A 15,154-nucleotide genomic window follows, 5' to 3' on the forward strand; every position below is an offset into this window, starting at 1 on the left:
TGCAAAATTATTAAAAAATATTACTATTTTTCAATCTTTTTTGTTATTCAATAATTATTTGAAATTCTAACTACAAATAATTAAACAAATTAATGTGAATATTTTATGCAATAGTATAGATTGTAAGAACATCTCCCAGAATATTCAAACTATTGAAAATCAAAATTTACATTTATATATAAAATCAACATTCATTTTATGTTTCCATAAATTCATTTAATATATGGAAAATTACAAGAAGTTATTTTGGTCTAAAATCTCTTCTAATGTAAAATACCCCGGGGTAATTATTGTATATGAAAAAACATCATTCCTTCAAATAATAATCATAAAAAGTTGATGTATTTTCCACTCAAATACCATAACATCAACAGGGTAGATATAAACAACTTTAGAGACGAATTTTCATATGAAAATTTATAAGAAAAAGAATAACAAACTAAAAAACAAACCAAGAAACATTTCAATTTGTTAGCTTGGTTTGTATGTTTATACCTATAATCTACTTTTGTATTGATTTAAATTTTTCTAGTAGCGTTTCTTTGTTCCGAGTTCCTTCAAAAGCATTTGGTTTAAGAATTAATAATGACGGTGCATTAATAGACTTCAATGAAGAATCTGCGAAAGCCTCTTCTTCGATTCTCTCTAATTTAGGAAAATTTACATGTTTTAATTTGGTCCTTTTGAATGCTTCTGATTCAATGATTTTTAATTTTGGTGCATTAACTAATTCAAGTGGTGTTTTTTCAAATGCACCCGGACCAATGATTTCTAATTCTGGGAGATTTACATGTTTTAATTTTGTTTCTTCAAATGTTCAACCGCCAATTTCTTTAAGCTTTGGTGCATTGATTGACCTAAGTTTTGACCTCCTAAATACACCACCTTCTATTTCTTCTATCTCCGGAAAGTCTATATGAGTGATTTTTGATTTCACAAATGCGTCAATAAATATTTCAGAAACCTTAGGTGCATTGATTGTTTCAAGAGTTGAGCTCTCAAATGCACTTTCTGATATAAAAGTTAATTTAGGTAGATCAATGTGTTTTATGTTCCCTTTATAAAAAATATAATCGTCTATGAATGTAACTTTTGGTGCATATATTTCACCAAAAATATAATTACTACAAAAAGCGTAATCGTCAAGTCAATCTACAGCTGTAATAATTAATCTTTTGATTTCTTTTTTACGTGTTTTAGTTGAAAAATTACCATTCTTCTTTGATGCATTTGAATTTTCTTTTTTATAAAATCAAATGCGTTTGATATTGTCAGGAATATATAATCATTCAAGATCAGCATCATCAACAAAACCTTCCATTGTTGTTTTTGTTTCATTCATTAAGATATATTTCTCTGGATGTATTTTTTGATCAAATAATAGTGACAATATTTCATCATCATTTAAAATGATTGACTTTATTTCACTACTAATATTTAAATTTCTTATTTCTTCTTTAAATTCATTTATCGTTGGTTTCAACACAATACTTTCATTTATTTCTTCGTCTTTTAATTGCATTATCTTTTCCTCCTATTTTTCATTTCAATTACTTATAACTAAATTATATATTTATATATTAATATATAAATAAATCTGGTAATTAGAGCACATATATGGAAGTTTGCTATTGCACAATCAAAAATTTACATAAAGTTAAAAGTCTTAAAAGATATTAAAATAAATGTTTATACAATAATCATTTATATACCCATTAATTTATGCAAACATAATAAATGAAAATATCTATAAAAACAAACCAAGAACACACTTAATGTATTTGTTGATTTTAATATTGCCGTTTTAATTATTTTGATTATATTCTTATTACATCTTTAAATTGTTCATTTAATTTTCTTCATTAGGAGTCCGGCTAAAAGGATTTAATTCTATATATTTTAATTTTGGGACGTTGATTGATTCGAATGATGAATTATAAAATGCATTGTTGCCTATTTTTTCTAATTCATGGAAATCTACGTACGTTAATTTTGCACCTATAAATGAAGAATCACCTATTTCTTTTAGTTTTGGAGCGTTGATTGATTTGAGGGTTGAATCTTTGAATGCACTATCACTTATTCTTTCTAACTCAGGAAAATCTACATAAGTTAATTTTTGCTTCCACGAATGCTCCTTGATCTATTTCTTTAAGTTTTGGTGCATAAAAAGTTTTAACATTCATTTTATAAAAAATGAATGAGCTTTTAAAACTTCGACACTTGAAAAGATTATATTTTCGATTTCCTTTATTTTCGGAATATTAAAATCATTATTTATGCTTACCACTCCATTTGGAATATACAATCATTCAAGGTCATCATCATTAGTAAAACCAATTATTTCTGTTTTATCATCGTTCATCTTAATATATTTTTCAGGATGTAGTTTTTAATTGAATAATAATGAAAAGACACTACTATCATTTAATATTTTTGTTTTAGTTTCTTCATTAATATTTAAGTCTCTTATTTCTTTTTTGAAATCAATTTTTGCCCTAATATTAATACCATAAATCACTGCTAAAATTGGTGTCGTAGTTACTGCTGGTGTAACTGCAAACAACAATAAAAATCGCTTTAATTTCATTACATTTTTCCTTTTATTTAATTTAAATTATTCGTAACTTCATTATATATATAAGTCAAGTAAACGCCACCGATACATGAAAGTAATGGAAATCAGTATGTCGTGATAGTCTTTTAGGTACAAAAGCAAGCCAAGAAACATTTTAGTAATGTTTCTTGGCTTGAATGTTATTGTCTTAATTATTATTATCTTTATCTTTTATTACATCTTTAAATTGTTCGTTAAATTTCGCTTCATTTGGTGTTCCACTAAAAGCATTCTGTGCTATATGTTTTACTTTCGGAGCATTGATTGTTTCAAGTGTTGAACCAGCAAAAGCAGTTTCACCTATTTTTTTAAGTTCAGGGAAATCTACGTGTGTGATGTTTGTTCCCTCAAATGCGCTTGAACCTATTTCTTTTAATCCGGGAGCATTGATTGTTCTTATTATTTTATTATCTTTGAAACACGATGGAGCAATATATTCAACTGTTTCAGGTAAAACTATCTCACCGTTATTCATTTCATCATCGTTATATTTTAATAATGTGTCGTTTAAAATAATCATTCCTGGTTTTTCGATAAATTTTGTTCCTTTAAATGCATTATCACCTATTTCCTCTAATTTAGGAAAATTTACTTGTGTTAGTTTTGCTCCTTCGAATGCATATGACCCTATTCATTTAAGTTTTGGAGCATTTATTGTTTCAAGAGTAGAATTAGCAAATGCGGCCGTGTCTATCCCTTTTAATCCAGGAGCGTTGATTGTTTTTATTGATTTACTATTTTCAAAAGCAGCAGAAACAATGTATTCAACTGTTTCAGGTAAAACTATCTCACCGTTATTCATTTCATTATCGTTATATTTTAATAATGTGTCGTTTAAAATAATCATTCCTGGTTTATCGATGAATTTTGTTCCTTTGAATGCGTTATGAGCTATTCTTTTTACTTTTGGTGCATTGATTGATTCGAGTGTTGAATTAGCAAAAGCAGCGCTACTTATTTCTTCTAGTTCAGGGAAATCTACGTGTGTGAGTTTTGTTCCTTTGAACACAGCACCAAAACTATAAAAACTTCCTATTCTTTTGAGTTTTGGAGCATTTATTGTTTCTAATGGGGTATTTTCAAAAGTCCCTGTTTCACCACCCTGTGTGTAATAAATATTTTCCAATTCTGGGAAGTCTACGTGTGTGAGTTTTGTTCCAGCAAACACTCCCATACCCATTTGTTTAAGTTTTGGAGCATTAATCATTTCTAGAGTCGAATATCCAAATGCGTGCATTTCTATTTTTTCAACTTCAGGAAAATCTACGTTTGTTAGTTTTGTGCCCATGAATGCATATGAGCCTATTTCCTTTACTTTTGGAGCATTAATTGATTTAAGAGTTGTATCTTGGAATGCGCTACCACCTATTTTTTCAAGTTCAGGAAAGTCGACGCGCATGAGTTTTGTTTTATTGAATGCAACATAACCTATTTCTTTTACTTTTGGGGCGTTGATTATCTCAAGAGATGAATGGGCAAAAGCAGAGTGAGTTATTTCTTTTAATCCAGGAGCATTGATTGTTCTTATTGTTTTATTATTTCAAAAACAATCTGACGCAATATATTCAATCGTGTCTGGTAAAGTCACTACACCATCAACTATTTGATTATCATCGTATTTTACTAAGCATTTACCTAAAGTTATGTTAGGTTGTTCGATGAATTTTGTATTAGCAAACGCATTAAAGTCAACTTTTTCTACTTTTGGAGCATTGATCGATTCAAGAGATGAATTGGCAAAAGCAGAGTATGCTATTTCTTTTACCCCAGGCGCATTAATTATTCTTATTGATTTATTATCACTAAAACAATCTTTCCCAATACATTCAATCGTGTCTGGTAAAGTCACTACACCATCAACTATTTGATTATCATCATATTTTACTAAGCATTTACCTAAAGTTATGTTAGATTGTTCAATGAATTTTGTATCAGCAAACGCTTCAAGGTCAACTTTTTCTACTTTTGGAGCATTGATCGATTCAAGAGTTGAAGCATAGAAGGCTTCATAACCTATTTTTTCAAGTTCAGGAAAGTCCACTCGTGTGAGTTTAGCGTTTCAGAATGCACGCGGACCTATTTCATTTACTTTTGGAGCATTGATTGTTTCGAGTGTTGAATCGATAAAAGCGGTTCCACCTATTTTTTTAAGTTCAGAAAAATCTACGTGTGTGATTTTTGTATTTCCGAATGAACCATCACCTATTTCTTTTACTTTTGGAGTATTGATTGTTTCGAGTGGTGAACTTGCGAATGCTCAGCTACCAATTTTTTCTAGTTCAGGAAAATCTAAGTGTGTTAGTTTTGTTCTTCCGAATGCGCTCCGAGCTATTTCTTTTACTTTCGGAGCATTGATTGATTCGAGTGTTGAATTAAAAAAAGCATAATCATCTATTTTTTCTAGTTCAGGGAAATCTACGTGTGTTAGTTTTGTTTCGCTGAATGCACTCGAACCTATTTCTTTTAATTTTGGAGCATAAACGCTTTCTACTCCTAAATTTTTAAAAAAAGTTCTGTGTCGATATAATACTTCAATAATACTTGGCATAAGTATATTTTTTATTTTTTCAATGATGGAATCTTAAAATCAGCAATATTCACTATTCCTTCCGGAATATATAATCATTCAAGATCTTCACCATTAGCAAAATCATTCATCTCTGTTTTATCATCATTCATCTTGATGTATTTCTCAGGATGTTGTTTTTGATCGAATAACAATGATAGAATGTTATCATCATTTATAATTTTGGTTTTAATTTCTTCATTAATATTTAAATTTTTTATTTCATTCTTAAATTCGTTTTTTGCCAAAATAATTAAATCGTTTTCTTTATCATTTTCTTCTTTTTTATTTTCATCTGTGTTATTTAATTTGTCTTTTGTTTCTACATCTACAGAAATATTATCGTTGTTTTCGTCCTTTTCTTTTTTTGGTTTGTCAACATCATCTTTCTGATGTTTTTCTTTATTATCATTACCACAACTAATTGCTAAAATCGGTGCAACAGCCGTTACTGATGTAACCGTCGATAACAATAAAAATTGTTTTAATTTCATTATGTTTTTCCTTTCATTTTAATTTAAATTATTCATAACTCCATTATATATATATATATAAGTCAAGTAAATCCCATCGATACATGAAAACAATGGAAATTAATATGCAGTTATAGTCTTTTAGACGCAAAAACAACAAAGAAACATTGTTAAAATGTTTCCTGGTTTGAATGTCGATGATTTAATTATTATTATCATTAATCTCTTATTACATCTTTAAATTGTTCGTTAAATTTTGCTTCATGTGGTGTTCCACTAAAAGCTTTTGATGCTATATATTTTACTTTCGGAGCATTGATTGATTCAAGAGTTGAAGCATAGAAGGCTTCATAACCTATTTTTTCAAGTTCAGGGAAATCTACGTGTGTGATGTTTGTTCCCTCAAATGCGCTTGAACCTATTTCTTTTAATCCGGGAGCATTGATTGTTCTTATTGTTTTATTATCTTTGAAAGACAATGGAGCAATATATTCAATTGTTTCAGGTAAAAATATCTCACTGTTATTCATTTCACTATCGTTATATTTTAATAATGTGTTGCCTAAAATAACCATTCCAGGTTTTTCGATGAATTTTGTTCCTTCGAATGCATTTCAATCTATTTCTTTTACTTTTGGAGCATTGATTGATTCGAGTGTTGAATTTCTGAATGCTTCTGATCTAATAATTTCTAATTCTGGAAGATCTATATGTTTTAATCTTGTTCCCAAGAATGCAAGACGATCAATTTTTTTAAGTTTTGGAGCATTGATTGATTCGAGTGTTGAATTCATGAATGCTTGTGAGTATATTGTCACTAACTCTGGAAAATCTACATTTGTTAGTTTTGTATTTGCGAATGCAAGATTATCAATTTTTTTAAGTCATGGAGCGTTGATTGTTTCAAGTGTTGAATCCTTGAATGCTTCTGGGTATATTACCACTAACTCTGGAAAATCTACATTTGTTAGTTTTGTATTTGCGAATGCAGCAAGACCAATTTCTTCAACTTTTGGAGTGTTGATTGTTTCAAGCGTTGAATTTTCGAATGTTTCTGATTTAATAATTTCTAATCCTGGAAGATCTATATGTTTTAATCTTGTTCCCGAGAATGCAAGACGACCAATTTCTTTAAGTTTTGGGGCATTGATTGATTCGAGTGTTGAATTCATGAATGCTTTTGGGTATATTGTCACTAACTCTGGAAAATCTACATTTGTTAGTTTTGTATTTGCGAATGCAAGATCATCAATTTCTTTAAGTTTTGGGGCATTGATTGATTCGAGTGTTGAATTCATGAATATTTTTGAATCTATTTTTTCTAATTCTGGAAGATCTATATGTTTTAATCTTGTTCCCGATAATGCAAGATCACCAATTTCTTTAAGTTTTGGAGCATTGATTGATTCTAGTTTTGAATCCTTGAATGCTTCGTTAGATATCGTATAAACTTTTGGAGCATTGATTGTTTCTAGCGATGAGTATTCGAATGCATTATTATCTATAAATTTTACCCCCGGTGCATTTATTGTTCTTATTATTTTATTATTTTTAAATGCCGATTCAGCAATGTATTCAATTGTTTCGGGTAAATTAACTACAGCGTCAATGATTTTATTGTTGTTGTATTTTAATAAACTATTACCTAAAATAATAGTTCCAAGTTGATAAAGATATGATGTGTCATCAAACGCATTAGATTTTACTCATTTGGCTTTTGGAGCGTTGATTGCTTTGAGTGGTGAACTTGCGAATGCTCAACTACCAATTTTTTCTAGTTCAGAAAAATCAACATTTGTTAGTTTTGTATTTGCAAATGAAAAATCACCTATTTCTTTAACTTTTGGAGCGTTGATTGATTTGAGGATTGAATCCGTGAATGCTTCATTACCTATTTTTTCTAATTCAGGGAAATCTACGTGTGTGAGTTTTGCGTTTCTAAATGCATTTTCTTCAATTTCCTTTACTTTTGGAGCATTGATTGATTCAAGTGTTGAATCCTTGAATGTTTCTGGGTATATTGTCACTAACTCTGGAAAATCTGCATTTGTTAGTTTTGTATTTGCGAATGCATTGCTGCCTATTTCTTTGAGTTTTGGAGCGTTGATTGATTCAAGTGTTGAATCCTTGAAAGATGCGAAATCTATTCTTTCTAATTCAGGGAAGTTTACGTGTTTGAGTTTTGTTCCCCTGAACCCTTCAAAAAGAATTACTTTAAGTTTTGGTGCATCAATTGATTCAAGGGTTGAATTTCCGAATGTTTGATAACCAATTATCTCTAACTCAGGAAAATCTAGGTGTGTTAGTTTTGTTCTTTTGAATGCATTCGGACCTATTTCTTTTACTTTAGGAGCATAAATATTTTCAACTCCTAAATTTTTAAAAAAAGTATCTTGCACTGCTAATACTTCAATACTTGGAATAAGTATATTTTTAATTTCTTTCAAATATGGAATATGTAAATCACGATTGATATTCACTATTCCTTCTGGAATATATAATCATTCAAGATTGTTTGCATCAGCAAAACCAAGCATTTCTGTTTTTTCTTCGTTCATCACTATATATTTTTCAGGATGTAGTTTTTGATCGAATAATAATGATAATATTTCATCATTATTTAAGATTTTTGACTTAGTTTTTTCATTGATGTTTAAATTTCTTATTTCATCTTTAAATTCTTCTTTACTTATTTTTTTGATATTACCACAGCTAATCGCTAAGATTGGTGCAATGGCTGTAACTGGCGTAACCGTTGATAACAATAGAAATTGTTTTAATTTCATTACGTTTTTCCTTTCATTTTAATTTAAGTTATTCATAACTCCATTATATATATATATATATATATATATAAGTCAAGCATTTCCGCTTATTTGTGGAAAATATGGAAAAACAATTAAAACAACAAAACTTTTTTAAGTAGACTAAAATCACAAAAAAGTTTATATAGTAGTAAAAATAAATAATCTTTTTGACACTTTTTTAATAAATAAGAATTTTTCACATTTTATATATAATGTAAATATTTTTTCGCACTTAACACAAAGCTAAATAAATCCTTTAGAAAGAGGCAATATGAGTAAAACTGCAAACAACATTGTTATTTTAAGTAATAAAGACATTCTTTGAAAACCCTTGATATCAAAACGATTAATTCAAAGAAAGATATTTTAGGTTAATCATATGTCAACAATATTTGTATTTTGTTTTACTGCTTTAGTCTTGAATTAAAAATGTTGAAATGAATCTTAACCAACATTGCGAGTTATTACACTTCTAGTAAGATCAAGGTAAGAGAAGAACTAATAGACTTTTACCTAAAAAGAATAGGTAAATTAAATAAACATTTTTCGATTTTAAATTATAGTTCTATATTTATTTCTTTATCAATCAGTTGAGCTTTAGATATTTTTAATATAGCCCCATGAACATCAAGTAATCTATCTATGATATTTTTTGCTTATGGAATTTCTGAAATTTTGGGAGCTTTCATCATTCTTCACACAGTTACATATCCATTGATCGTGTTAAAAGTATGAAGAGCAGAAAATAAAAAACTAAATGATGAAAATCTTATTGAAAATAGATTAGATTTTAGTCTTAGAGATAAATATGAACAAATTGAGATTTTTAAGAAAAGATATCGTTTCACTCACCCATGAAGAATAGTGTTTTTATCATTTGTTAGTTTACATGGTAAAAATACAATTTTCCTAAAGTTTTTATATGAATTAAAACAAGTTTTACAGTTCCTAAAAAGCCTTTGATTATACTGAGTAATAATTATTTCAAATACTTGTTAATGGTTCAAAATTATCATGAAACAACCGTAAACAAACAACCTTTAAACATCAATATGTTTATTGATACATACAATGAATTGCATTCACAATCATCACAAAATAACTAAATTGGAAATCTTTCTTAAAATTATTAATCAAAATTACTTTTGAATTTAAAACTTACTATAGAAGCATGATCAAAATAGGTAAACATCTATTGAGATCATGCTTTTTTATACCCTAATTACTATTAATATTTAATTAAATATTAATATTTCAATTTAAGTCCCTTATAATTTAGGTATGAAGAAAATCTATTTACATACAAATACAGAATATTCATTCTTAAATTCAACAATTAGAGTTGAACAATTAATCAAATTAGCTAAAGAAAATAATCTAGAATTCCTACCTTTAACTGACTTTGAAAACTTATATGCATTGCAATATTATTTTGAAATGCAAAAAACAACAAATATCAAACCTTTAATTGGAATTGATTTAAATCTTGCAGAAGGTTTTATTGTTTCTGTTTTAGCTAAAAGTTATGAAGGATATAAACAATTAAATGAACTAGTTTATAGACGTAGTAAGGGTGAAATGATTAACTTTAATGAACTTTCAACATTAGATTGTTTTATCATTGATCACTTACACGAAGGTTTAAAAGCAAAAAACATCCAAGTTGATAGTTATCCAAATAATTTTTATCTTAATTCAAAAACGCCATTAGAATACCAAACAGTTTATGCGCCTGTTAAAAAAGTTTTAACTGAAGATCAAAACAAAATCATTCCAGTGCTACAAAGCATTGCGGGTAATGGTGGTGCAGAATATCATTACTATACTGCGTATCTTGCAGATGAAGACTTTGTTGGTATTGATGAAAATGTTTATCAAAACATGCTTTATATTGCTGAAAATTGCAATGTGCAAGCACCAGATGCATCAATTAAACTTGCTAAAACTTCAGATGACCCAGGAACGAAATTACTCAGCTTAATCAACAAAGAAAAAGCATTGCAATTATTTGAAGATTTTGGTGAAAAAAATGTTCGTGAAAGAGTTGCTTATGAATTTAGAGTTATTGATAAATTAGGATTTTTAGACTATTTCATCATAATTCAAGGTGTTATTAATTACTGTAAGCAAAATAATATTTCAGTTGGACCAGGTCGTGGTAGTGCTTCTGGATCATTAATTTCTTACTTAATCGGAATCACAGATGTATGTCCGTTGGACTTTGACTTGTTATTTGAAAGATTCTTAAACGTTGATAGAGTTTCACTTCCTGATATCGATATTGATATTCAAGATAATAAACGTGATGAAGTATTACACTATATCAAAGACAAATATGGTGAAGACAAGGTTGCTTTAATCTCAGTGTTTCAAACACTTGCGCTTAAAAACAGTCTACGTGATATTGGTAGATACCTCAATATTCCTTTAGCTGTAATTAATAAAGTATGTAACTCATTAAAAAATGATGATACATCACTTGAAGAAGCATATTTTAACAACACAGCATACCGTAAATTTGCAGATGAATATCCTGAATTGCACTATTTCGCTTCATCAATTGAAGGTTTACCGCGTCAAATTGGAATTCATGCTGCTGGTATTATTATTTGTGATCGACCACTTAGAGATGTTGTGCCGGTTACTTTCAACCAAAACACCTTGCCACAAGTTCAATTCACTTTAAACTACTTAGAGAGATTCGGATTAATCAAAATAGATTTTCTTGGTTTAAAAAACCTAACAATTATTCAAGAAATCGAAGAAGAATTGCCAATGAACAAAAATTTTGACTATATCATTGGTAAAAGTTATGCTAAATTCTTTGATACTTTAACGTCAAAATTGCTTAACAAATTACTTACAAATGGTATTTTTCAATTAGAATCACCAGGAATGCAAAATGCTATTAGAGAAGTTGGTATTGACTCATTTGATGATTTATACGCTATCATTTCTCTCTTTAGACCCGGACCAATGCAGTATATTAAAACATATGCAGCTAATAAGAAGAATCCATCCTTAATTAAAAAACTTCATCCCTTATATGATGAAATTGTTGAAAACACATTTGGTATTATTGTCTACCAAGAACAAATTATGCAAATTGCGCAAAGAGTTGCAAACATGACTTTCGCTCAAGCGGATTTATTACGTAGAGCAATTTCTAAAAAAGATGAATCAAAATTAATCAGTTACAAAAAAGCATTTTTTGATGGTGGAATTGCAAATGGTGTACCAAGTGAAGTATTAGATGATATTTATGCTAACATTGAAAGATTTGCAGCATATGGTTTTAATAAATCGCATGCTGTGGCTTATGCAGTAATCTCTTACAAATTAGCCTATTATAAAGCACATTATCCATTTTTATTCTATAAAATCTTAATTTCTAATTATTCATCGGATCAAACCACAATTAAAAAATATGTCTCAGATGCCTTGGCTCAGGGAATTAAAGTTAAATCTCCAGATATCAATATCTCAACAGATGTTGTCACAAAACACGACAACACACTTTATTTACCAATCATAATGGTAAAAGGAGTTGGAGCAGTAGCGGCACAAAGAATTGTTGAAGAAAGAATAACAAATGGTGAGTTTAAATCATTTATTGATGCATTTATTCGTTTAAAAATTAATGCCAATATCTCTGATTCAGTACTTGAATTTCTAATTAAATCAAACACATTTAGAAGTTTTGGAAATGTTGAGACATTACTTTTATGAACTAAAGAATCAAAACAATATATTGACTTCTTTAAAAAATCAATTAAAAAATTATCTGAGGAAGATATCAAAGAAGAGTTCGATAAGCTCAGAGAACAAATCTCACAATTTGTTGACACAATCCCAAAAAGAGAGCGTGACTTACAAAAAGAATTGCAATATGAATCAGAATTACTTGGTGATATCTATAATTGTTTCTCTGCTTTAGATGATATGGATAATTTAATTAATCTTGCATCAGTTGGTGATAAACCGACTTGAGTTGAAGTATATATGTCTAAGGTTTCAAAAGATCCAAAAGGAAGACCAAGAATAGCGATTTCAGATCGTAGCACATCAGTTATGTCATACGGTTTCTCTGAACGAGCAGCACAAATTTTAAATGCAACAACGCCAAGAATTATTCGTGCTTTATTAAAAGTTAATAAATCTGGTTACTATACATTCTTAGACTGACAGGAAGTAAATAATGAAAAATAATAATAAACACTTAGTGATTGATGGAAACTACTTAATGTTTCAATCATTTTATGCATCAATGGTGCAACAAGGTCAATACATCATGAAAAATAAAAATGGTGTTACTACAAATGCAATTAATTTATTCTTATTACAAATGATTAAATTAATTAAATTCTTTAACCCAACACATATCTTTGTTGCATTTGATTCAAAAGAAAAATCATTTAGACATGATTTATATGATAGTTACAAAGACGGTAGAAAAAAAGCTCCAGCAGAACTTTTTCAACAATTTGGATTAATTAAAGAAATTTTAACTAAATTAAACGTACCACACCAAGAAACACCAGGTTTTGAAGCAGATGATCTTGTTGCTGCATATTGTAAATTTGTCTCACCAGATGAATACAAATTTGTTTTTTCACGTGATAAAGATTTACATCAGTTAATTAATAAATATGTTTCAATCATTGTTAGTGAACGTGGTAGTTACACACTTTTAAATGATGGAAACTTTTATGACAAATATGGTTTTACACCATTACAAGTTCCAGATTTCAAGGCACTTAGCGGGGATTCAAGCGATAACTTACCAGGAGTTCGTGGTATCGGGCAAAAAACAGCTATTAATATTCTTAATGAATATTACAATGTTACTAATTTATATAATAATCAAGCAACATGAGAGCAACACTTTACAAAAAGTGTCATTAAAAAACTCACCGAAGGTAAAGATGATGCAATGTTTTGTCTTAAAATGGCAACACTAAATCCAAATGTGACAGATTTCAATAATAATTCTGGTTCATATTTATTAAATCTAGATTTAGCAAATGCATACCATATCTTAGAAGAATTAGAATTAAGAACAGTAATTTCATACTTAGAAGACTTATGATCGCTATAGTCGGCAAATTAGCATCAGGAAAAACCACATTCATTAAACAAGCTGCAAAGCTTGGTTTTTCTACCTTTATCTGTGATGAATTTATTGCAGATTTATATGCAAATAATTATGAAATTATTTCCGAAATTAAACAAGAAATTGGTGAGTTTTTAATTGAAAATAATCAAGTTTCAAAACCAAAAATTAAAGAGTGAATTTTAAAAGATGCAAAAAACCTAGAAAAACTAGAAAAAATCGCATTTTCTTATTTAGATAAGCATTTTCAAACTCATGAATATGACCTTGTCGAAATACCTATTTTACATAATAAATTTTTCGATTTTTCCAAATATTTTTCTGTAATTTTTTACATGCAAATTGATGACAAACAAAGGGGAAAATTCTTGAAAAATAGGGGTGTGAATAAGTTGTTAATAAAAATTTTTGATGACAAAAACTCCTATAATTGAGGTGAAAAAGAATTTTACAATCAAAAAAAGGTTGTGAATATCTCATTGAATAAAAGGGATAATTTACAAAAAATTAAGTATTTAATTGAACGTCATTTATAACCATATAAAATACATATGAGACAAAGCCAAAGATGCTTTATAAGGAGTTAAATATGGACATGAAATTTATGTATTTTGCAGTTGAAAAAACTGTTGACATTACAAGTGATGATTTAAGTAATTTTAGAGAATTTTATGGTCCATTTTTAGGTGCTGATCCCGTGTTTTTATATCATTATTTAATTGATTCAGTTAGAGGTTTTACTTTCAAGCAATCAAGCTATGATTTTTTTGCTCTTACAAGTTTTTTAAACACTACAAAAGAACAACTTGATAAGTCAAGAAAACAACTTGAAGCTGTAGGTTTAATTAATACTTTTGCTGATAATAATAGAAACATTATGGTCTTTAGTATTCAAAAACCTTTAAATGCTTCTGGAATTAAAAATAATAAATTTATCTCTGATTTATTAAGAAGTAGAATTGGAGCAGAAAATTATAAAAACCTTGTTGATGCAAAACTTCGTCAATCAATTTACAAAGAAACACACCTTGTTGAAGATGTTACAACTGACTTCTTTGATATGTTTTCAGTATCAGATAGTGCTTTCGCACCTGACAACTCACCAAAAATAATTGAACGTATTATTGAATTAGGTAAATCAAGACAAATTGCAAATAATAATGCACCAAAAATTAATCAAGCACAAAATGTTGCTATCAAGTTAGAAATTGGACACACTAAATATTCAAATGAATATGAAGCAATTTTAAAACTTAACACATTTGATTTCTTTAAACAAATGGTAGGTAAAGAGCCAACAATGGATGAAAGATCAATTTTATTAGCATGACAAGCAAATCTTGATAATTCACAAATTACAAATTACTTATTCTATATCGCTTTAAATAAAACAACTACATTATCAGCCGCATTTAAAGCAACAAACAGCATGATTAATGAAATTACTCAATTAAACATCTTGACTTTTGATGAAGTTGAAAAATATTTTGATGGTAAAATCAAAAATGAAAAAGAAACAAATATTTTCCAGAAAAAAGAATTACTCAAAATGATGTTAAATGGTTAATAACTAATTAA

12 protein-coding genes are annotated in these 15,154 nt (G+C 28.4%); 5 read left to right on the forward strand and 7 right to left on the reverse strand.

Features of this window, described 5'->3' with window-relative positions:
• Positions 1–502: 502 nt before the first annotated feature.
• From H9M94_RS00970 to H9M94_RS01000, 7 genes are all read right to left on the reverse strand, one after another.
• Positions 503–1,522 carry a leucine-rich repeat domain-containing protein gene (locus H9M94_RS00970; protein ID WP_187469737.1) on the reverse strand — a complete coding sequence of 340 codons (1,020 nt, stop codon included), beginning with the start codon at positions 1,520–1,522 and terminating at the stop codon, positions 503–505.
• Between the two features lie 327 nt (positions 1,523–1,849).
• Positions 1,850–2,143 carry a leucine-rich repeat protein gene (locus H9M94_RS03630; RefSeq protein ID WP_187469849.1) on the reverse strand — a complete coding sequence of 98 codons (294 nt, stop codon included), beginning with the start codon at positions 2,141–2,143 and terminating at the stop codon, positions 1,850–1,852.
• A complete protein-coding gene (locus H9M94_RS00980) occupies positions 2,144–2,365 on the reverse strand; it encodes a hypothetical protein (protein ID WP_187469738.1) in 222 nt (73 codons plus the stop codon).
• Between the two features lie 27 nt (positions 2,366–2,392).
• Positions 2,393–2,590, reverse strand: coding sequence for a hypothetical protein (locus tag H9M94_RS00985; protein ID WP_187469739.1), 198 nt, complete (start codon positions 2,588–2,590; stop codon positions 2,393–2,395).
• Between the two features lie 175 nt (positions 2,591–2,765).
• The gene (locus H9M94_RS00990) at positions 2,766–5,165 is read right to left on the reverse strand and encodes a leucine-rich repeat domain-containing protein (RefSeq protein WP_187469740.1); all 2,400 of its coding nucleotides are present in this window, start codon (positions 5,163–5,165) and stop codon (positions 2,766–2,768) included.
• Positions 5,166–5,176: 11 nt separating this feature from the next.
• Entirely contained in the window at positions 5,177–5,677 is a 501-nt protein-coding gene (locus H9M94_RS00995) for a variable surface lipoprotein (protein WP_187469741.1), read from the reverse strand.
• A gap of 197 nt (positions 5,678–5,874) precedes the next feature.
• Entirely contained in the window at positions 5,875–8,442 is a 2,568-nt protein-coding gene (locus H9M94_RS01000) for a leucine-rich repeat domain-containing protein (protein ID WP_187469742.1), read from the reverse strand.
• Between the two features lie 450 nt (positions 8,443–8,892).
• On the opposite strand from H9M94_RS01000, the gene H9M94_RS01005 reads away from it, so the two are divergent.
• The 5 genes from H9M94_RS01005 to H9M94_RS01025 all read left to right on the forward strand — a co-directional run bounded on the left by H9M94_RS01005 (position 8,893) and on the right by H9M94_RS01025 (position 15,143).
• Positions 8,893–9,462, forward strand: a complete 570-nt coding sequence (locus H9M94_RS01005; protein WP_187469743.1) for a hypothetical protein — start codon at positions 8,893–8,895, stop codon at positions 9,460–9,462.
• Between the two features lie 282 nt (positions 9,463–9,744).
• On the forward strand, positions 9,745–12,672 hold the full coding sequence (gene dnaE / locus H9M94_RS01010) for a DNA polymerase III subunit alpha (RefSeq protein WP_187469744.1): 2,928 nt from the start codon (positions 9,745–9,747) through the stop codon (positions 12,670–12,672).
• On the forward strand, positions 12,662–13,561 hold the full coding sequence (locus H9M94_RS01015; RefSeq protein WP_187469745.1) for a 5'-3' exonuclease: 900 nt from the start codon (positions 12,662–12,664) through the stop codon (positions 13,559–13,561). Before dnaE ends, H9M94_RS01015 begins: the two co-directional genes overlap by 11 nt.
• Entirely contained in the window at positions 13,549–14,112 is a 564-nt protein-coding gene (locus H9M94_RS01020; RefSeq protein ID WP_187469746.1) for a dephospho-CoA kinase, read from the forward strand. Before H9M94_RS01015 ends, H9M94_RS01020 begins: the two co-directional genes overlap by 13 nt.
• A 53-nt stretch (positions 14,113–14,165) precedes the next feature.
• Entirely contained in the window at positions 14,166–15,143 is a 978-nt protein-coding gene (locus H9M94_RS01025; protein WP_187469747.1) for a hypothetical protein, read from the forward strand.
• The last annotated feature ends 11 nt before the right edge of the window (positions 15,144–15,154 follow it).

This window comes from Mycoplasma sp. Pen4, assembly GCF_014352955.1.
Classification (GTDB): Bacteria; Bacillota_I; Bacilli_A; order Mycoplasmatales; family Metamycoplasmataceae; genus Mycoplasmopsis.